Genomic DNA, 19,320 nt, shown 5'->3' with positions numbered 1-19,320 from the left:
GGCCCTAAAAAAACATTTTAAGACATTGCCGACCCGGACCCCGGAATGCCCCCCAAACCCGCCAGAATTGTGCGTTCAGCTTTTCGTCAGCAGCCCCTCAGAGGGCCCAGAGCAGCCCGGCGGTCAGCACGACATAGCGCACCAGTTTGCCGAGCGCCATATAGGCCACGCAAGGCCAGAAGGACAGCCGCAACCAGCCGGCCACCGCGCACAAGGGGTCGCCCACGCCAGGCAGCCAGGACATCAGCAGAGCCACCGGCCCGACGCGATGCAGCCAACGGCGTGCATGGGCATTCCAGCGCCCGGCCATCCGCTGAGAGAAGCCGCCCGACGCTTCCGGAGCGTGGGGATGTTTTTCGCGCCAGCGCTCGAAGGCGCGCTGCGCGCCCCTGCCCATGGCATAGCTGATGACACCGCCCGCCGTATTGCCCAGCGTGGCCACCGCGATGGCCGGCCAGAACATATCGGGCTGCAATTTGATGAAGCCGAACACCACGGCCTCCGAGCCCAAGGGCAACAGCGTGGCCGAGATCAGGCAGATCAGAAAAACGGCAGGCAGCCCGACCGAAGGCAACGCCAGCGCGGCCAGCAGCCAGTCCACGGAGTCGAGCAGCCATTGTTCCATGGGGCGCAGTGTACCTGTGCGGCGCGCAGCCGCGCGGAAGCCCTTTCCCCCTGTGTTAATCTGCCCGACGCTACTTTTTCAAGCACTACCACCGGCTGTTTTATGTCCACTGACTATCTGAAACGCATCCTGACCTCCAAGGTCTACGACGTCGCTGTCGAATCCCCGCTCGAACCCGCCCCTCTGGTGTCGCAGCGAATTTCGAACACCGTCCTGCTCAAGCGTGAAGATACCCAGCCGGTGTTCAGCTTCAAACTGCGCGGCGCCTACAACAAGATGGCCAACCTGCCGCCCGCCGCGCTGGCCCGCGGCGTGATCGCTGCCTCGGCCGGCAACCACGCCCAGGGCGTGGCCCTGGCGGCACGCCGCCTGGGCTGTCGCGCCGTGATCGTCATGCCCACCACCAGCCCGCAGGTCAAGATCGACGCCGTGCGGCGGCTGGGCGGCGAAGTCGTGCTGGCCGGCGAGAGTTTCACCGATGCCTACCAGCACTCGCAAAAGCTGGAAAAAGAACAGAAGCTCACCTTTGTGCACCCCTTCGATGACCCCGATGTCATCGCCGGCCAGGGCACCGTGGGCATGGAAATCCTGCGCCAGCATCCGGGCGCCATCGACGCGGTGTTCGTGGCCATCGGCGGCGGCGGCCTGATTGCCGGCGTGGCCGCCTATATCAAACAGTTGCGCCCCGACATCAAGATCATCGGCGTGCAGACCGAAGACTCCGACGCCATGGTGCGCAGCGTGCGCGCCGGGCGCCGCGTCACCCTGAGCGACGTGGGCCTGTTTTCCGACGGCACGGCGGTCAAGCTCGTGGGCGCGGAGACCTTCAAACTCACCCGGCAATACGTGGATGACTTCGTGGTCGTCAACACCGATGCCATCAGCGCGGCGATCAAAGACGTTTTCCAGGACACGCGCAGCGTGCTCGAACCGGCGGGCGCCCTGGCACTGGCCGGGGCCAAGCAGTACGCCGCCCAGCACAAACTGAAGGGCAAGACGCTGATCGCCATCACCAGCGGCGCCAATATGAACTTCGACCGGCTCAGATTCGTGTCCGAGCGCGCCGAAGTGGGAGAAATGCGCGAAGCGGTGTTCGCCGTCAGCATGCCCGAGCAGCGCGGCAGTTTCCGCCGCTTCTGCGAACTGGTGGGCGACCGCAGCGTCACCGAGTTCAACTACCGCATTTCCGATGCCGACCAGGCGCACGTCTTCGTCGGCCTGCAGGTCAGCTCGCCGGCCGAGCCAGACAAGATCGCCGCGCACTTCCGCAAGCATGGTTTTGCCACGCTGGACCTGACGCACGATGAGATGGCCAAGACCCATTTGCGGCACATGGTGGGCGGACGCTCTGCGCAGTCAAAGCATGAACTGCTCTATCGTTTCGAGTTCCCCGAGCGGCCGGGCGCGCTGATGCGCTTTCTCAACGCCATGAATCCGGACTGGAACATCAGCCTGTTCCACTACCGCAATCAGGGCGCCGACTACGGCCGCATCCTGATCGGCATCCAGGTGCCGCCCACGGACAAAAAACAGTTCCGCACATTCATCGCCGAGCTCGGCTACCCGCACTGGAACGAGACGGAAAACCCGGCCTACAAGCTCTTCCTCTAGCCCACCCGGCCGCCGGCGCCCGGCGCCGGCCATGCATGAAAAAAGGCCTCCCTTTCGGGAGGCCTTGCTTCTTCGCGTTCGAGACGTCCGGCGGCAAACTTGGGGTTCGTGTCACTCACGGTCTACGGAGATAGGTACCGCAAATTCCTTCAACTTGATGCCGGACGTCTAAAGCGCTTAGAACCGGTGACGAATGCCGACCGCGAACGCCGTATCCTTGGCGTCACGTTGGAAGGCATAGTTGTCGGCGTACGAAGCGTAGGCGTACAGGTTCGTACGCTTGCTCAGGTCATAGGTGTAACCCAGGCTGTACACGTTGAACGTCGCGTCATCGCCCGTCAGCTTGTCGTTGTTCGGGGTGGCACGCTGCCAGGAACCGAACACGGCGTGACGGCCCAGGGGCACCGTGGCGCCGACCATGTACGAATTGGCGCGGAAGCCATCAGCACCACGGAAGGAGCCGAACTTTTCCATGCCCGTCGGGGTCGTGCCCATGTCCTGACCAACGAACCAGCCGTCGCGGGTCTGGCCGAAAGCGGCAGCCAGCTTGACCACTTCGAAGTCATACGAAGCGCCGATGGCGTAGGTCTGCACCGAATCGGCATCCTTGCCGCCGGTCAGGTTGTTGCTCAGGTTCAGACGGTCATAGACCACCGCCACGTTCAGCGGGCCATTCAGGTACTGAAGGCCGGTCGTCAGGACGCGGTTGTTGTCGTTGGTCTGGAAGCCCTTACGACCATCGCTGTCCTGCGTATCGTCGGCGTTGAACGCGTAGCCGATACCGAACTTGAAGCCGCTCATGCTCGGGGTTTGATACAGAACCATGTTGTCCAGACGCATCGTGTTAGCGGAGCTGAACGTGGTACCCAGGTTGGCGGTGTTGTAGCTGATCGAGAACGGATCGATCGAACCCAGGAACTTGGAAGCCATGTTGGTTTGGCGACCGAATTCCAGACGACCCCAGTAGTCGCTGTCCAGGCCAACGGTAGCTTGACGACCGAACAGGCGGCCATTTTGCTGCGAGTTGCCGTTCAGCGGGCCGAAGCCGGCTTCCAGGTTGAACACGGCGCGCAGGCCGTCACCCAGGTCTTCCACACCGCGCATACCGAAGCGCGAACCGCTGCTCACGCCTTGCGTGGCGCCGAAACGGCTCTGCTTGTCGCCGTTGAATTTAACTTGCTCGTAACCGATACCGGCGTCGATCAAACCGTACAGCGTGACCGAGTCAGCAGCCTGCGCCGCGCCGGCGAAACCGGCCAGCAACGTCACAGCCAATAGCGTCTTTTTCATGATGAGTTCCCATTGCGGAAGGACTTGAAAAGGCTTGCGCGCGCTACGCTTTTTTGCGTCTACCCTTCCGCTTTTTCAGGGCCTCAGGGCGGCGCGCACAATGAAAGTTTCAGTCGTGTAACGATCAGGAGTAACCCTTATTTCGGAGAACACCTTTCCATCAATGAAAATATAAGCACTCAGAATTCCAATTGAATTCATAGCTGGAACGCCCCACTGCAGGCGGCTCCCCAGGAGAACCCGGGTAAAACCCCGGTTTTTCATCTCCCGGCCATCCGCGCCGCCGCTCCTCGCACCGGGATGCGGCCCGGGCAGAAAGTTACTTCTGCGCCCGGGCCACCTGTTGTAATTCTGCTGCAATCTGGCCGCCGCCCCGACGGGAAAAACACCGCTGGACGCATAAGCCCGCGCATTCAGGCAGTTTTTAGCCGACAACCCAGCGCTTGCTGAACTGCGCCATCCTCGCCTCCGCCGGCACCCCGGCGCGACGCGAACCGGCAACCCGATCGGCCATGCCGACGCGCTACCGCCACCCTCGCACGGGTCCGCCGCGGCGAAGCGGCGCGCATGTGGAGTATCCTTGGCATTGATGTTAGTAAAAACCCTTAATTTGAGGATCATCTTTCCATCAATGGGATTAACTTCCATCAAAGGTGAAATAGTCGCCTTGTACAGAATAAAAATCCGCCCATTCAGTTAGCCGAAAGGGGTAATTGAAAAGCAGATTTCCAATTGAGCAATAATCAGGGCACGTATCATTGGCGCGCCAGCAGACTTACCCAGGAAGACATATGGATATCCAGCTCAACGACATCGCCTTGTTCGTCGAAGTCGCCAAGCGCAAAAACTTCAGCCATGCGGCCGAAGCCTTGGGTATCCCCACGTCTACCCTGTCGCGCCGCGTCAGCGAACTGGAACGCAACATCGGCATGAAGCTGCTCAATCGCAGCACGCGCCGCATCGACCTGACCGAAGCCGGCGCGGTGTATTTCGAGCGCTGCCGCCATATCGTCGAGGAAGCCCGCGTCGCGCATGAGCAGTTGCAGGACATGGCGGCTCAGCCCAAGGGACGTCTGCGCATCTCCATGCCGACCAGCCTGGCGCAGTTATTTCTGCCTATCGTGATCCGCGATTTCCGCGAGCAGTATCCGGACATCGAGTGCGATTTCGATCTGAGCATGCGGCCCATCGATCCGATCAGCAATCCTTTCGACCTGGTGCTGCGTTTCGGTCCGCAGCCCGACTCCAGCCTCATCGCCAAGCAGATCGTGCTGATGACGCAGCAGCTCTACGCCTCGCCGCAGTACCTGGAGCAACATGGCGAGCCGCGCGTCCCCTCTGACCTGGGCCACCACGAGTGCCTGCGCCCGGCCATGAACGAAGCGTTTTCGTACTGGGTGCTGCACTCGGGCGAAAAAGTCGAGCGCGTGCAGGTGACCGGGCGGCTGGCGGCCAACAACGTCGGGATGCTGGGCCGTCTGGCCAGCCAAGGGATGGGCATCACGCCGCTGCTGGTGTTCGACGCCATGGAGCGGGCCATCGCGCAAAGCGGGCTGGTGCGGGTGCTGCCCCAATGGAGCCTGACACCCATGCCGCTCTTTGCCTTGCTGCCCTCACGCCGCATCCCCGCCAAGACGCGGGCCTTTCTGGACTTCATCCAGCCGCGGCTCACCGACGCCTGAAGGGCTATTCGGTCTGGGAGAACTGACAGACCGTGTAGAGCGGCGTGCCCGTATCGGCGATGTGTTGCGAGCCGTTCAGGTAGGGCAGATCAATCACGGCGGCCGCCTCCACCACATTGGCGCCCAGGCGCTGCAACAGTTTGATGGCGGCGACCATGGTGCCCCCGGTAGCGATCAGATCGTCGATCAAGACCACGCGCTGACCGGTACGCACCGCGTCGGTATGCATCTCGACCGTGGCGTTGCCATACTCCAGCGAATACTCTTCGGCCACGGTGCGGTAGGGCAGCTTGCCCTTTTTGCGCACCGGCACAAAGCCCAGATTCAGTTCATAGGCCAGCACGCTGCCCAGAATGAAGCCGCGCGCGTCGACGCCTGCCACCAGGTCCAGCCGCTGGCGCATATAGCGATAGACGAACAGATCGATCAGCGCGCGAAAGGTGCGCGGATCCTGCAGCACCGGCGTGATGTCACGAAAGGTGACCCCGGGAGCAGGCCAATCAGAGACACTGCGTATGGTGCGCCGTATGACTTCGGCGTAATCGGTCTGCATAAGAAAACTCCCGGTTTAAAGCAAGGCGAACTATAACCGCGCCCGGCTCTCGAAGCCAGGCCGCTCAGTTCAGACGCCCGCCCTGCATCGCCATGACGCGGTGGACGGCCCCCTCGGGCAGACGCGCATGCGTGGCCAGCACCACCGAACGTGCGCCGCAGGCTTGCGCCAGATCGGCCAGAAAGGCCGCCTCGTTCGGCCGGTCCAACCCGGCTGTCGGCTCATCCAGGAGAATGATGTCGGCCGGCGACAGCAGCACCCGCGCCAGGCACAGCCGCCTGGCCTGGCCCGCCGAGAGGCCGGCCCCGGTTTCGCCGACCCAGGTATCCAGCCCTTGCGGCAGGGCGCGCGCAAAGTCCGCCAGGCGCGCCGATTCCAGCGCCTGCCACAGCGCGGCTTCGTCGGCCTCGGGTGCGCCGATCAGCAGATTGCTGCGCAGGCTGCCCAGAAACACCGGCGAGTCCTGCGACAGCAGCGCCATGCGGCGATGCACATCGGCCTGCGCCGCCTGCCGCAGATCGCAGCCGCCCAGGGTCACGGCCCCGGCCTGAGGATCTTCCAGACGCAGCAGCAAGTGCAACAAGGTGGACTTGCCCGCGCCGCTGGGCCCGACGATGGCAATACGCTCGCCCGGCGCCAGCGTCAGGTCCACACCATCGATCACCGCCTGCTCGCGGCCGGGATAGGCAAAGCGCAGATCCTGCGCCCGCAACACGCCCCCCGGGGGCAACGCCTGCGCCACGGCGGGGTCGCGCAGATCGGGTTCGGCGCGCGTGAGCTCGCCGATGCGGCGCGCCGCGGCGCGGGCGGCCCCCAGCCGCGACACGCCGCGCATGATGGGGCCGGCCACCTCGAAAATGCCGAGTGTGGCCAGGAGCAAGCCCGCCAGCAGCGGACCGGAGATCTGGCCCGCGGACAAGGCCGGCAAACCGAACCACAGCACGGCCACCACCGCGGCTCCCGCCGCGGCCTGCACCAGCCAGAGGCCATGCGCGGCCAGCCGCGCCTGTACACCGCGAGCCTGCTGCAACTGCCCGCAGGAAGCGGCGAAGTGCTCGCAGGCCTGCGCCTGAGCATGCAAGGCCGCGATATCCACATGGCCCTCGACTGCTTCCAGCACGGCATGCCGCAAGGCGGCGGCGCTGGTTTGCGCCTGATCGCCCGGGCGGCGCGCGGCGCGGCCCAGCCACCACGGCACCAGCACACTGACCACCAGAAGCGCCGCGGCCACCGCCAGGCCGGCGGCAGGCAGGTGATAACCCAGCACCAGGCAGAAAATGGCCCCGCCCGCGATGGCCGTGGCCACGGGGGCAATCACAAAGAGAAAAACCGTATCCAGCGCGTCCACGTCGCCGGTCAGGCGGGCCACCAGATCACCGGCGCGATAGCGCGCCAGCTGCCTGGGCGTCAGACGCAGCAGGGCGCGAAACACCGAGCCGCGCAGATCCGACAGCAAGCGCAGCGTCGTGGCATGACCGGCCAGGCGCTCGGCATAGCGCGAGGCGATGCGGATGAAAGAAAAGCCTCTGACCAGCGAGGACGGTACAAAAAGGTTGAAGACCGCGCCCGCGCCCGCCAGGGCGGCGCCCGTCAGGAACCAGCCCGACACTCCCAGTAGCGCCACGCCCGCGGCCAGGGTCAGCAAGGCCAGCAACAAGGCGCCGGCCAGGCCGCCGCGGCGGCGCGCATACAGGTCTTTGAGCAGCTCCCACATGATCAGCGCGTCTCCAGGTGACCGTGAGCCAGATGCCAGCATTGCGGCAAGCGCTGCGCCACCGCGCTGGCGTGCGTGGCCAGGATCAAGGTGCGTCCCTGGGCAAAGGCCAGGATTTCCTCGAGCACCCTGGCCTGCGTGGCCTCATCCAGATGCGCGGTCGGTTCGTCCAGCAGAATGAGCGCCGGATCGCGCAGGAACAGCCGCGCCAGCGCCACACGCTGCGCTTGTCCGCCAGACAGCCCCTGGCCGCGGCCATCGAGCCAGGTCTGCAAGCCCTGCGGCCAGCGGTCGGCGAACTCCAGCACACAGGCGCGGCGCGCGGCCTCGTGCACGGCGGCGTCATCGGCGCCGGGACGCGCCAGCCGGATGTTGTCGGCCAATGTGCCGGCATGCAGATACGGCCGCTGCCCGATGAAAGCCACGCGCTCGCGCAGCGCCGCCTCATCCCATTGCGCCAAGGCGCGCCCGTCGAGCCACAGTTCCCCCTCGGGCACCAGGCCCAGGCGGCCCACGGCCTGCAGCAGGCTGGACTTGCCCGCTCCGCTGGCGCCCATGAGGGCGACCTGCCCGCCGGGCGCCAGGTCGAAATCCACGCCATCGAGCACGGCTTGCGGCCGCCCCGGCATATGCAGGGTGAGGCCGCGTGCGCTCAGGCTGGCGGCAGCGGCCGGGGCTTGCGTGGGCGGCGAGCCCGCCGGGGTCTGCGGCGCCTCGGAAAGGTCTCCGAACACGGCATGCAACTGATGCACGGCCGCCCGCGCCGTGCCCCGGTCGTGATAATGCGCGGCGAACTGGCGCAAGGGCGCATAGACTTCCGGCGCCATCAGCAGGCAGAAAAACCCGGCTTGCAGTGTCAGGGGTGTAAAGCGGATATCGATGTAACCCAGATAGGTCAGCCCGATATATACCGCCACCCCCGCCACGCCGAGGGCAGCAAAAAACTCCAGCACGGCGGAAGACAGAAAGGCAATGCGCAGCACCGACAGCGTGCGCCGCCGCAAGGCTTCGCTGGCCTCGACCACGGTCTGGGCTTCGGCCTCGGCACGGCCAAAGAGCTTGAGCGTAGACAGGCCGCGCAGGCGGTCGGCAAAGAAGCCGGACAAGCGTCCGAAAGCCTGCAAATGACGGCGGCTGGCGGCTTCGGCCCCCCAGCCCACCAAGGCCATGAACAAGGGAATCAGCGGTGCGGTGACCAGCAGCAGCAGGCCCGAGACCACGTCAAACGGCAGCACGACGACCGAAAAAGCCACCGGCAAAATGGCGGCCGCACCCATGGCCGGCAGATACTTGGCGAAGAAGCCATCCAGCGCCTCGACCTGCTCGATCATGGCGCTGGCCAACTCGCCCGAGGCGCGCTCGCGCGACCATTCCGGGCCCTGGGCCAGCAAGCGCGCAAAAAGCGCCTCGCGCACTTGGCGCTTGATGGATTCGGCCGCGCTGGCGCCCGCGCGTTCGCCCACCCAACCGAGGCAGGCGCGCAGCACAATGAGCGCGGCAATGGACAGAATCGGGGTGATCAGTTCGGCGCGCGGCACCTGAGCCACGATGGCCTGATGCAGCACATGCGCCAGCAACCAGGCCTGCACCACCAGCAGCGCCCCCGAAAGCAGGGGCGCTGCGGCAGCCAGGCCGATGGCCCGGCCCGCCAGCCGGGTTCGGGACATCAGCCAGCGCGATTGCTCGCGCGGCAACTTCAGGAGCACGGCCGAGGGGTCGTGCTCCACACCGGACGGACCGCTCACTCGTCAGCCGGCCTTCTGAACGGATCGTGGGCATGGCCCTCGCGCAGTTCAAACCACATCCCATTGAGGATGGCAAAGGCGCAGGCCAGGCCCAGGCCGAGAATCCACGAGAAATACCACATGACCGGGCTCCTTGATCAGTAAGAGTTGGGCGTGCCGCCGACGGTTTCCTGGGTGACCTTGCCGCGCATGACGCGGTACACCCAGGCGGTGTAGAGGGTCACGATGGGCAGGAACACGACCACGGCGATGACCATGATCCACAGGGTCAGATGGCTGGACGACGCATCCCAGATCGTCAGGCCGGCGGTCGGGTTCACCGACGAGGGCATGATGAAGGGGAACAGCGCAAAGCCCACCGTCAGGATGATGCCGGCAATCGTGATCGACGACGTCAGGAAGGACAGCACGTTGGCGCGCAGGGCCAGCAGGACTATGGTCAGCAGCGCACCGGCCACGCCCAATGCGGGCGCGATCCAGAACAAGGGCCACTTGGCGAAATTGTGCAGCCAGGCGCCCTGCTCGACGGCTACCGTCTTGAGCATCGGGTTCGACGGGCCATTCGGATCGATGACGCTGGTGATGACCTGGCCGTCGAGCTTGGCCACCCAGAAGCCGGCCGCCACGAACAGCACGGCGGTCAGCAAGGCCGTGATCTGGCCCACGCGGCGCGAACGCCCCGACACCGGATCCTCGGTACGCCAGGCCAGCAGCACCGCGCCATGCATGACGAGCATGAGCACGCTGATCACGCCCGCCAACAGTGCGAACGGCGTAAAGAGCTGGAAGAAATGCCCTTCCCAGCTCGGGCGCAGGGTGACCGGGTCGAAGTTCTGCGGCACGCCGAGAATCACGTTGCCCATGGCCACGCCGAACACCAGCGAGGCCACCACGCCGGAAAAGCACAGCACGTAGTCCCAGTTGTTGCGCCAGCGCGGGCTTTCCATCTTGCTGCGGTACTTGAAAGCCACCGGCCGCAGGATGAGCGCCAGCAGCAACAGCAGCATGGCCAGGTAAAAGCCCGAGAACGACGCGGCGTACAGCACCGGCCAGGCGGCAAAGATGGCGCCGCCGGCGGTAATCAGCCAGACCTGGTTGCCTTCCCAGACGGGACCGACCACGTTGATCGCCACCCGGCGCTCCGTGTCCGTCTTGGCGACGATGGGCAGCAACGCGGCCACGCCAAGGTCAAAACCATCCATCACGGCAAAGCCGATCAACAGGGCGCCAAGCAGCACCCACCAAATCACGCGCAGCGTGGCCAGATCGAGAGGAATCAAGGTATCCATATGCGTTCTCCGGGTCAGGCGTCAATGGCCGCGCTGACGGGGTTGCCCGCCCGATTCGTCGGAACCAGAGGCTTATCGGGTTTGGGGCCGGCCTTGATGGCGTGGGTCATGACCTTGATGCCGATGATCAGCAACACGGTATAGAGCACGATGAACACCGTCAGGCTCACCGCCAGATCCAGCATCGTCAGGCCCGACGCCGCGTAATACGTCGGCAACACGCCTTCGATCACCCAGGGCTGGCGGCCGTATTCCGCCACGAACCAGCCGCACTCGATCGCCAGCCAGGGCAGGGGCAGGCTCCAGAAGGCGATCTTGAGCAGACGCGGGTAGGTATCGAGGCGGCCACGCGTGGACAGCCAGAACGACACCGCGAAGAAAAGGATGAAGTAAAAGCCCAGCGCCACCATGATGCGGAAGGTCCAGAACAGCGGCGTCACCGACGGGATGGTGTCCAGCGCCGCGGCGTGGATGTCGGCGTCGGTCACCTTGCTCAGGTCAGGCTGATAACGCTTGACCAGCAGCGCGTACCCCAGATCCTGCCAGGTGCGATCGAACGTCAGGCGCGCCTCGGAGTCCTTGGGATTGGCGCGAATGCGTTCGAGCGCGGCATTGGCCACCATCCCTTCACGGATGCGCGACTCGGCGCGCCGCACCAGATCATCGATGCCCAGCAGCGGGGTGGTGAGCGAGCGCGTGCCGATCAGGCCCATCACATAGGGGATGGAAATCGAGAAATCGTTCTTGCGCTCGGCCTGGTTAGGCCAGGCGATCAGGTTGAAGCTGGCCGGAGCCGGCTCGGTATGCCACATCGCCTCGATGGCGGCGATCTTCATCTTCTGATGCTCGGTAGTGAGGTAACCGCTTTCGTCACCCAGCACCACGACCGACAGGGCCGAGGCCAGGCCGAAGCTGGCGGCCACCGCCATGGAGCGCTTGGCCAGATCGATGTGACGGCCGCGCAGCAAATACCAGGCGCTGATGGCCATCACGAACATGGCACCACAGACGTAACCGGCGCTCACGGTGTGCACGAACTTGGCCTGCGCCACCGGGTTGAACAACACGGCGGCGAAGTCCGTCATCTCCATGCGCATGGTGTCGGGATTGAAGATCGCGCCGACCGGGTTCTGCATCCAGCCGTTGGCGATGAGAATCCACAGCGCCGACAGATTGGTGCCCAGCGCCACCAGCCAGGTGACGATCAGATGCGACACCTTGGACATGCGATTCCAGCCGAAAAAGAACAGGCCGACGAAAGTCGCTTCCAGGAAGAACGCCATCAGGCCTTCGAGGGCCAGCGGCGCACCGAAGATGTCGCCGACATAATGGCTGTAGTACGACCAGTTCATGCCGAACTGGAATTCCATCACCACGCCGGTTGCAACGCCCAGCGCGAAGTTGATGCCGAACAGCGTGCCCCAGAACATCGTCATGCGTTTCCAGATCTGGCGTCCGGTCATCACATAGACGCTTTCCATGATGGCGATCAGGAAAGACAGCCCCAGAGTGAGGGGCACGAAAATGAAGTGGTACAGGGCGGTAGCCGCGAACTGAAAACGCGACAGGTTGACGACGTCGAGGTCAATCATGAGTACGCTCCCGAACAGGCGAGAGGCTGGTACAGCCAACATGGCCTTCCGGCACGCTCGCAAGCCATGATACGGCCCTTGAATGCAAGTTCATAGATTTATTCCCGAATGCTAGTGGGCAGGCTCTTATCCCGGCTCCGCAACTTACCGGCAAAATCCAACACCTTCTGAACCTTGGATCCCAGCCGCATCAGATTCTGCAGGGTCTCAGGGGGCAGGCGTTGCACCTCATCGAACCAGCCGGTAGACAGTTCAATGAGTTCCAGCATTTCGTGCATGCGCTGTTGCGCATACTTTTCACCCTCATCGGCAGGCCGCGCCAGCAGCGTGTCCCGCAACAGGGTCAGCGTGGGGTCGATTTCGCGCTTGCGCTTCTCCTCCATCAGGATGCGGAAGATCTCCCAGACATCCTTCGGGGTTTCGAAGTAATCGCGCCGGTCGCCGACCTGATGCATCAACTTCACCAGCCGCCACGATTGCAACTCTTTGAGACCCATGCTCACGTTCGAGCGCGAAAATCCCAGCGCTTCGGCGATGTCATCGGCATTGAGCGGCTGCGGCGACAGAAACAGCAGGGCGTACATCTGGCCAACCGTACGGTTGACCCCCCAACGGCTGCCCATCTCTCCAAAATGGAGAACAAAGCGCTCGATTTGAGGGGACAATGCCACGGTAAACCTTTGTTACTTTAATTTCAGTAATTCCTGAAATTATCGAAGCGGCAGGAACAAAAGGCAAGCCCTCTATTCGCGATGTTGCAATCAACACGACCCACGGGCGCCATTGTGGGGCCGACGCATGACAAAAGGACGGGCGGCCGGCCTGCTCCTTTGATCTGGAGCAAACCGGCCGCGGATCGGTGTCTTGAAATGGGGTTCAGAAGTGCAGCGTTGCCGAGGCCACGAGGCTGCGCGGCTCTCCGGGCTGGATCTGCCCCGCGCTGGAAGCGGAGCGGAAATAATGCGCGTCGCCCAAGTTGCGCAGGGCGAGCCTGGCCTCCCAACGGGCGTGCCGATAGCCGAACGAGGCATCCCAGCGGACATAGCCGGGCAGCGTCACCCGATTGGCGCTATCGGCATACCGCGCGCCCACCAGGGTCAGCCCGGTTTCGGCAAACCACCCGCCCGGCGCGGCGTAAGCGACGAAAAGGCTGCCGTTGTGCCGCGCCACGTTGCTCACGCGTCTGCCTTGCAAGCCGGCGCTGTCCCGCACGATGGACGCCTGCTGCAGCCCTACGCCGCCGCGCACTTGCCAGCGCTCGGACAACCTGCCCGCCAGGGTGAACTCCAGGCCGCGCGAGCGCTGCAGCCCGCGCAGCACGATGCGCGTGGGGTCATCGGCGTCCCGGGTGCGCCGGTTGTAAAGCTCCAGCTGATAAACCGCCAGCGTCGTGCTCAGGCGCCCATCGAACCCGTCGCTCTTGAAACCCGCCTCATACTGGCGGCTGAATTCCGGGGCGAGCGCGTTTTCCGCCGCGCCCGGCGTGATGCCGATCAAGCCCCCGCCGGCCGGCGCGAAGCTCTTGCCATACGAAAGATAAAACGCCTGCCCGGGCAGCGGTGTCCAGACCAGCCCGAAGCGCGGGCTGAAACGGCGGCTGGCGCGCGCCTCCGAGCGCTGGCGCAAGCGGTCGTCGGTGCGCACCCGGAACTGGTCCAGCCGGCCGCCCAGCAACAGCCGCCAGCGCTCGCCCAGGGCGAGCTGATCCTGCAGATAGAGCCCGCCGCTGCGCACCCGGTGGTGGTTATCGCTGCGCAGCGCCAGCCCTGCCTGGTGCTGCCGTGACAGGTCGGGGTCGTACAGATCCACACTGGGCACGTCCCCCACGGCGCGCAACAATCGCGGCTGGCGCTGCTGCGCGCCCCACTCCAGCCCCAACAGCACGGTATGGCCCAGCCCGCCAGCGCTCAGCCTGCCCTCGAGTTCGAGCGTGTTGTAAAGATTCTGTGTGCGCAATTGCTGACCCCAGCGCTGACGCAGCACCTGGCCGGCACGCTGGCCGGTCGGATAAGTATTGCCAAAATCGCTGCGCAAGCGGAACCAGGACAGCGTATGGCGCAGTTCCCAGCCATCGGGCAGGCGCCAGCCCAAACGCGAACGCAGCGTCCGGACGCGGTCATCGATCTCGTCCCGGGCCGGATCGCCGTAGACCGTGGTACGGGGCACCGCGGCCGGCCGGCCATCGACGCTGGGAATGCCACGGTCAGGTACGCGGTCGAAACGGCTGAATTCATATTGCAGCAGCCAGTCCACCGCGGGCGACACGCGCCAGGCCAATGCAGGCGCGAGCAACTGGCGCTCGCCTCGGAGGCGATGGCGAAAACTGTTCCAGGCTTCGGCGCCCGTGTTCAGCCGCAGGCTGATGTCCTGCCCCGCGTCGAACGACGCGTCCAGATAGCCGCTGCGCAGATCATGGCTGCCGGTCTGCACGGCCAGATGGCTCGCGCGGCCCGGCTCCGGCACCTTGCTGATCCGGTTAACGATCCCGCCGGGCGCGCCGCGGCCGTACAGCGCAGCGGCCGGCCCCTTGAGGACTTCGACCCGCTCGACATTGCGCAGGTCGCGGACATACTGGCTGTCATCGCGCAGGCCATCGAGAAAGAAATCACTGCCCGAGCTAAAGCCCCGGATGCGCAGGGCATCGAAACGCGTGTCCTGCGCGTCGCTGACATTGGGCAACCCTTCCAACACCTGGCCCAGCGTGCGCACCCCATAGACCTCGGCCTGGGCCGGATCCACGATATCCACGGTTTGGGGCACCTCTCGCAGCGGAGTAGCGGTGCGCGTGCCGGAACGCGAGACCGCGCCGGTGCGCGGCTGGGTCACCGCGATGGCGGGCAGTTCGGCCACGGGAGCCGCGGCCGGCTCGGCGGCGAGGGCCGCCGACATGCCATATAACAACGCCCCCGCCAGGCGAACCTGAGGCAGCGGGCCAAACTGTGAAACGAACACCGGACCTTACCCTTAAAAAGAGAACGAATCCCATTCTCTTTTTGGAGCCCGGCTGCCGCGGCTCGCGGCAGTCCGAATCGGATGTTTTCCTTCAGCCGGCCTTGACCGTCACCGCCGCCGACACCCGCAGGGCCTTCTCGCGGGCGGCCTCGGGCGTCTCGGCCACCGCCAGGCCCACGCCCATGCGGCGCTTGGTGAAGGCTTCGGGCTTGCCGAACAGGCGTACATCGGTGCCCGGTTCGGCCAGCGCCTGGGCGACACCATGAAAAGTCACGCCGCGGCCATCCAGGCCACCGTAGATGACACTGCTGGCGCCGGGCTGGCGCAAGGTGGTGTCGACCGGCAGGCCCAGCAGCGCGCGCGCATGCAGTTCGAATTCGTTCTGCGCCTGGGTCGCCAGGGTGACCATGCCAGTGTCGTGCGGGCGCGGGCTGACTTCGGAGAACCAGACCTCGTCCCCGGCGACAAAGAGCTCGACGCCGAAAATCCCCAGGCCGCCCAGCTCGCCGGTCACGCCCAGGGCGATTTCCTGGGCCCGCTCCAGCGCCCGGGCCGTCATGGGGTGCGGCTGCCAGCTTTCGACATAATCGCCATCGACCTGTTTATGCCCGATGGGTTGGCAGAACTGGGTTTCGATCTGGCCGTCGGCGCCGCGCGCACGCACGGTCAGCAGCGTGATCTCGTACTCAAAATGGATGAAGCCCTCGACGATGGCGCGGCCACCGCCCACGCGTCCGCCTTCCTGGGCGTAGCGCCAGGCCGCTTCGACGCCGGCCTCGTCCCGGATGACCGACTGGCCCTTGCCCGAGGAAGACATCACCGGCTTGATGACGCAGGGATAACCGATGGCGGCGATGGCGTCGCGCAATTCGTCCAGGGTATCGACGAAACGGTAGGGCGAGGTCGGCAGGCCCAGGGTTTCAGCGGCCAGACGGCGTATGCCCTCGCGGTTCATGGTCAGGCTGGCCGCGCGCGCGGTGGGGGTCACGCGCACCGCGCCGGCGGCTTCGAGCTCGACCAGCAGCTCCGTGGCGATGGCCTCGATCTCGGGCACGATGATGTGCGGACGCTCGGCTTCGATCACGGCCCGCAGCGCGGCGGCGTCGGTCATGGACACGACGTGGGCGCGATGCGCCACCTGATGGCCGGGCGCATCGGCGTAGCGGTCCACGGCGATGACTTCGACGCCCAAGCGTTGCAGGGCGATGATGACTTCCTTGCCCAGCTCGCCGGAACCGAGCAGCATGACACGAGTGGCCGAGGGGGACAGGGGGGTGCCGAGCACCGGAGCGGGGAAGGTGGACATGAGGAGAGCGACCTGGGGCGGGAAAAAAGACAGCGGGCGGCCAAGCGCCACCCGGCCGCCAGAATGCCATAGGCCTGCCCCCCCGGCAAATGCCGCTGCCTCTCGTTTAAAATCCCCCCATGACGAACCATGTCCCCACTTCCGCCGACGCCCTGGCCTCGGCTCGACGCAGCTTGCATATCGAGGCCCAGGCCATCCTGGACCTGGCTGCGCGCCTGGACGACAGCTTCACCCGTGCGGTGGACATGCTGCTGGCATGCCAGGGCCGCGTGGTGGTCAGCGGCCTGGGCAAGACCGGCCATATCGCGCGCAAGATCGCGGCCACCCTGGCCTCGACCGGCACGCCGGCGTTTTTCATGCACGCGGCCGAGGCCGCCCATGGCGACCTGGGCATGCTGACCGGCCAGGACGTGCTGGTGGCGCTTTCCTATTCCGGCTCGGGCCAGGAACTGCTGACCATCCTGCCGGTGACCCGCCGCCTGGGCGCCGGCGTCATTGCCATTACCGGCAACCCGGCTTCCGAACTGGCGCAACTGGCCGATGTGCATCTGGACGCCAGCGTGGCCCAGGAGGCCTGCCCGCTCAATCTCGCTCCCACGGCCAGCACCACGACCTCGCTGGCTCTGGGCGACGCGCTGGCCGTGGCCTGTCTGGAGGCGCGTGGCTTCGGGCCGGATGACTTCGCCCGCTCGCATCCGGGCGGCGCGCTCGGCCGCCGGCTGCTCACCCACGTGCGCGACGTCATGCGCCAGGGACCGGCGCTGCCCACGGTGACCGGCTCCGAGCCGCTGTCGCGGGCGCTCGAAGAAATGTCCGCCAAAGGCATGGGCATGACCGCCGTGGTGGACGAGAATTTTCATCCGGTCGGCATTTTCACCGACGGCGACCTGCGCCGCCTGATCGAACGCAAGGGCGATCTGCGCGGGCTGACCGTGGCCGAAGGCATGACGCACAATCCCCGCAATGTCGATCCCGATGCGCTGGCCGTCGAGGCCGCGCGCATCATGGACGAAAAACGCCTGAGCCAGATGCTGGTCATCAACGATGACGGCGTGCTCATAGGCGCCCTTCACATGCACGATTTGATGGCTGCGAAAGTGGTATGACGATGCCTTCCCGACTCCCCCATCCCGCCGAGGCCCTGGTGCTGGCCCGTATCCCGGCCCCCGTCCGAGAGCGCGCCGCAGCGGTGCGCCTCATGGTGTTCGACGTCGACGGGGTGCTCACCGACGGCAGCCTGTACTTCGGCGAGCACGGCGAAATGTTCAAGCGTTTCCATGCGCTGGACGGCCACGGCTTGCGGCTGCTGATGGAAAGCGGCATCCAGGTCGCGATCATCACCGGCCGTTCGGGCCCGGTCGTCGACCGCCGGGCCGCCGAACTGGGCATCGCCGAGGTGCTGCAGGGCGTGCGCGACAAAGGCGCGGCCCTGACTGAACTTGCCCAGCGCCTGGGCGTCCAACTGGATCAGACCGGCTATATGGGGGACGACATCATCGATCTGCCCGCGATGCAACGCGCCGGCTTCGCCGCCAGCGTCCATAATGCGCCCGCCTACGTCGCTCAGGCCGCCCACTGGGTCTCGGCCCTGCCGGGCGGCAGCGGCGCGGCGCGCGAGTGCTGCGACCTGCTGCTGGCCGCCCAGGGCCGCCTGGGCGCCTTTTTGACCTCACCCACGGGCCTGACCGGCCCCGGCGCCATCCAATAAGCCCATGAAAGATCGCTTCCCCGCGCTGATCGCTCTGTTTCTGCTGGCCTGCCTGGTGGTGGGTACCTGGTGGGCGGCCGATTACGCGCAGCGGGCCATCCCCATCGATCCGCCGCGCCGCATCACCCACGAAAAAGATGCCTGGTCGCATAACTTCGTGATGCTGCGCACCGATCCCGAGGGCAAGCCCATCAATCGCATGGAAGGCGTCTATGGCGAGCACTTCCCCGATGATGACTCCTACCATGTGACCACGCCGCGGGCCATCGGGCAGCGTGCCGGCAATCCCATCACGGTCGGCACCTCCAAGACGGCCATCATGGAGCAGGGCGGCAAGCGCATCGTCATGAATGGCGACGCCCATGTGCACCGCAACGCCGACGCCAACAACGACACGCTGGACGTGCGCAGCCAGCAGCTCATCCTGTTGCCCGACGACGATCTGGTCATGACCGACCTGCCGGCCCAGGTCATCAAGGGCAATTCGCGCATGAACGGCACCGGAATGCGTTACAACAACAAGACGCGGCAGTTGGAGGTCCATTCCTCGACTGACGTCGAGATCGCCGGCGGCGCAGGCCGCAAGCAAGCCCCCGCGCCCGCCACCACAAACCAGAACAAACCATGACCGACACTTTCTTTGCGCATCGCTTGATCGGCTCGCTGCTGCTGGCCGCTGCCCTGTGCGCCCCCGCGCTGGCCCAGCAGGCCGCCCAGCCCGAAGACCCCAGCACGCTGATTCTCTCCGACTCGCTGCACTATGACGACATCAAGCGCCAGAGCGTGTTCACCGGCAACGTCGCCCTGACCCGCGGCCTGATGACGCTGAACTCCGACAAGCTCGAAGTCCACGAAGACGCGCAAGGCAATCAGTACGGCACGGCCACCGCCAACAAGGGCAAACTCGTGCGCATCCGCCAGGAGCGCCCGGAAAACTTCGAAGTGATCGAAGGCGAAGGCCTGCGCGCCGAGTACGACGGCACCAAGAGCCAGTTCGACCTGATCGGCCAGGCCGTGGTCACGCGCTTTATCTGCGGCAAACCGTTTGACACGATACGCGGCGACCGCGTGCGCTATAACGAAAAGACCGGTACCTACCAGGCCGAGGGCGGGCCGAACTCCTCGGCGCCCGGCGGCCGCGTGCGCTCGTTCTCGCCGCCGCGCGCCAAGGCTGACGCGGCCATCGCCGAGTGCCGCGCCAGCAAGAAAGCGCCGGCCCCCGCGAAGAAGTAAGGCCGCCTCGGCCCTCGCTG

At 65.4% G+C, this 19,320-nt stretch carries 17 protein-coding genes; 6 read left to right on the top strand and 11 right to left on the bottom strand.

The annotated features are described in order from the left end of the window. Positions 1-97 precede the first annotated feature (97 nt). Positions 98-625, bottom strand: a complete 528-nt coding sequence (locus CAL22_RS02160; RefSeq protein ID WP_094809932.1) for a YqaA family protein — start codon at positions 623-625, stop codon at positions 98-100. Between the two features lie 102 nt (positions 626-727). Here CAL22_RS02160 and ilvA point away from each other — a divergent pair, with 102 nt between their 5' ends. Continuing rightward, positions 728-2,236 carry a threonine ammonia-lyase, biosynthetic gene (gene ilvA / locus CAL22_RS02155; protein WP_094809931.1) on the top strand — a complete coding sequence of 503 codons (1,509 nt, stop codon included), beginning with the start codon at positions 728-730 and terminating at the stop codon, positions 2,234-2,236. Between the two features lie 177 nt (positions 2,237-2,413). Here the strand turns inward: ilvA and CAL22_RS02150 are convergent, their stop codons facing one another. Next, the gene (locus CAL22_RS02150) at positions 2,414-3,526 is read right to left on the bottom strand and encodes a porin (protein WP_094809929.1); all 1,113 of its coding nucleotides are present in this window, start codon (positions 3,524-3,526) and stop codon (positions 2,414-2,416) included. Between the two features lie 791 nt (positions 3,527-4,317). Here CAL22_RS02150 and CAL22_RS02145 point away from each other — a divergent pair. Further along, a complete protein-coding gene (locus CAL22_RS02145) occupies positions 4,318-5,208 on the top strand; it encodes a LysR family transcriptional regulator (protein WP_094809927.1) in 891 nt (296 codons plus the stop codon). 4 nt (positions 5,209-5,212) lie between these two features. Here the strand turns inward: CAL22_RS02145 and CAL22_RS02140 are convergent, their stop codons facing one another. The 9 genes from CAL22_RS02140 to purT form a co-directional block, all read right to left on the bottom strand. Beyond that, entirely contained in the window at positions 5,213-5,761 is a 549-nt protein-coding gene (locus tag CAL22_RS02140) for an adenine phosphoribosyltransferase (protein ID WP_094809925.1), read from the bottom strand. 64 nt (positions 5,762-5,825) lie between these two features. Further along, positions 5,826-7,475, bottom strand: a complete 1,650-nt coding sequence (cydC, locus tag CAL22_RS02135) for a thiol reductant ABC exporter subunit CydC (RefSeq protein ID WP_432264283.1) — start codon at positions 7,473-7,475, stop codon at positions 5,826-5,828. A gap of 2 nt (positions 7,476-7,477) precedes the next feature. Next, positions 7,478-9,220, bottom strand: a complete 1,743-nt coding sequence (gene cydD, locus CAL22_RS02130; protein ID WP_094809924.1) for a thiol reductant ABC exporter subunit CydD — start codon at positions 9,218-9,220, stop codon at positions 7,478-7,480. After that, the gene (gene cydX, locus CAL22_RS02125) at positions 9,217-9,342 is read right to left on the bottom strand and encodes a cytochrome bd-I oxidase subunit CydX (RefSeq protein WP_094809922.1); all 126 of its coding nucleotides are present in this window, start codon (positions 9,340-9,342) and stop codon (positions 9,217-9,219) included. The genes cydD and cydX overlap by 4 nt, the downstream gene beginning before the upstream one ends. A 15-nt stretch (positions 9,343-9,357) precedes the next feature. After that, positions 9,358-10,509 carry a cytochrome d ubiquinol oxidase subunit II gene (cydB, locus tag CAL22_RS02120; protein ID WP_094809920.1) on the bottom strand — a complete coding sequence of 384 codons (1,152 nt, stop codon included), beginning with the start codon at positions 10,507-10,509 and terminating at the stop codon, positions 9,358-9,360. A gap of 14 nt (positions 10,510-10,523) precedes the next feature. Further along, positions 10,524-12,101, bottom strand: a complete 1,578-nt coding sequence (locus tag CAL22_RS02115; RefSeq protein WP_094809918.1) for a cytochrome ubiquinol oxidase subunit I — start codon at positions 12,099-12,101, stop codon at positions 10,524-10,526. A gap of 98 nt (positions 12,102-12,199) precedes the next feature. After that, a complete protein-coding gene (locus CAL22_RS02110; RefSeq protein ID WP_094809916.1) occupies positions 12,200-12,772 on the bottom strand; it encodes a GbsR/MarR family transcriptional regulator in 573 nt (190 codons plus the stop codon). A 205-nt stretch (positions 12,773-12,977) separates the two neighbouring features. Next, the gene (locus tag CAL22_RS02105; protein ID WP_094809914.1) at positions 12,978-14,990 is read right to left on the bottom strand and encodes a TonB-dependent receptor; all 2,013 of its coding nucleotides are present in this window, start codon (positions 14,988-14,990) and stop codon (positions 12,978-12,980) included. Positions 14,991-15,144: 154 nt separating this feature from the next. Next, a complete protein-coding gene (purT, locus tag CAL22_RS02100) occupies positions 15,145-16,359 on the bottom strand; it encodes a formate-dependent phosphoribosylglycinamide formyltransferase (RefSeq protein WP_094811056.1) in 1,215 nt (404 codons plus the stop codon). Between the two features lie 119 nt (positions 16,360-16,478). On the opposite strand from purT, the gene CAL22_RS02095 reads away from it, so the two are divergent. The 4 genes from CAL22_RS02095 to lptA are packed head-to-tail and all read left to right on the top strand — an operon-like array spanning position 16,479 to position 19,300. Continuing rightward, a complete protein-coding gene (locus CAL22_RS02095) occupies positions 16,479-17,465 on the top strand; it encodes a KpsF/GutQ family sugar-phosphate isomerase (protein ID WP_094809912.1) in 987 nt (328 codons plus the stop codon). Then, positions 17,462-18,067 (top strand): KdsC family phosphatase, encoded by a 606-nt coding sequence (locus CAL22_RS02090; protein ID WP_094809910.1) that lies wholly within the window; start codon positions 17,462-17,464, stop codon positions 18,065-18,067. Before CAL22_RS02095 ends, CAL22_RS02090 begins: the two co-directional genes overlap by 4 nt. 4 nt (positions 18,068-18,071) lie before the next feature. Next, positions 18,072-18,695 (top strand): LPS export ABC transporter periplasmic protein LptC, encoded by a 624-nt coding sequence (gene lptC / locus CAL22_RS02085; protein ID WP_094809908.1) that lies wholly within the window; start codon positions 18,072-18,074, stop codon positions 18,693-18,695. Continuing rightward, positions 18,692-19,300: a lipopolysaccharide transport periplasmic protein LptA gene (gene lptA, locus CAL22_RS02080; RefSeq protein ID WP_094809906.1), complete on the top strand. Its 609-nt coding sequence runs from the start codon at positions 18,692-18,694 to the stop codon at positions 19,298-19,300. Before lptC ends, lptA begins: the two co-directional genes overlap by 4 nt. Positions 19,301-19,320: the final 20 nt, after the last annotated feature.

Source organism: Bordetella genomosp. 12 (assembly GCF_002261355.1).
In the GTDB taxonomy this organism is placed as follows: Bacteria; Pseudomonadota; Gammaproteobacteria; order Burkholderiales; family Burkholderiaceae_B; genus Bordetella.
This window is presented reverse-complemented; position numbering and strand designations above follow the sequence as displayed.

Coding starts and splice junctions, on each gene's coding strand:
- CAL22_RS02160 (WP_094809932.1), bottom strand. CDS start 625: ATGGAACAATGGCTGCTCGACTCCGTGGACTGGCTGCTGGCCGCGCTG.
- ilvA (WP_094809931.1), top strand. CDS start 728: ATGTCCACTGACTATCTGAAACGCATCCTGACCTCCAAGGTCTACGAC.
- CAL22_RS02150 (WP_094809929.1), bottom strand. CDS start 3,526: ATGAAAAAGACGCTATTGGCTGTGACGTTGCTGGCCGGTTTCGCCGGC.
- CAL22_RS02145 (WP_094809927.1), top strand. CDS start 4,318: ATGGATATCCAGCTCAACGACATCGCCTTGTTCGTCGAAGTCGCCAAG.
- CAL22_RS02140 (WP_094809925.1), bottom strand. CDS start 5,761: ATGCAGACCGATTACGCCGAAGTCATACGGCGCACCATACGCAGTGTC.
- cydC (WP_432264283.1), bottom strand. CDS start 7,475: ATGTGGGAGCTGCTCAAAGACCTGTATGCGCGCCGCCGCGGCGGCCTG.
- cydX (WP_094809922.1), bottom strand. CDS start 9,342: ATGTGGTATTTCTCGTGGATTCTCGGCCTGGGCCTGGCCTGCGCCTTT.
- cydB (WP_094809920.1), bottom strand. CDS start 10,509: ATGGATACCTTGATTCCTCTCGATCTGGCCACGCTGCGCGTGATTTGG.
- CAL22_RS02115 (WP_094809918.1), bottom strand. CDS start 12,101: ATGATTGACCTCGACGTCGTCAACCTGTCGCGTTTTCAGTTCGCGGCT.
- CAL22_RS02105 (WP_094809914.1), bottom strand. CDS start 14,990: ATGTCGGCGGCCCTCGCCGCCGAGCCGGCCGCGGCTCCCGTGGCCGAA.
- purT (WP_094811056.1), bottom strand. CDS start 16,359: ATGTCCACCTTCCCCGCTCCGGTGCTCGGCACCCCCCTGTCCCCCTCG.
- CAL22_RS02095 (WP_094809912.1), top strand. CDS start 16,479: ATGACGAACCATGTCCCCACTTCCGCCGACGCCCTGGCCTCGGCTCGA.
- CAL22_RS02090 (WP_094809910.1), top strand. CDS start 17,462: ATGACGATGCCTTCCCGACTCCCCCATCCCGCCGAGGCCCTGGTGCTG.
- lptC (WP_094809908.1), top strand. CDS start 18,072: ATGAAAGATCGCTTCCCCGCGCTGATCGCTCTGTTTCTGCTGGCCTGC.
- lptA (WP_094809906.1), top strand. CDS start 18,692: ATGACCGACACTTTCTTTGCGCATCGCTTGATCGGCTCGCTGCTGCTG.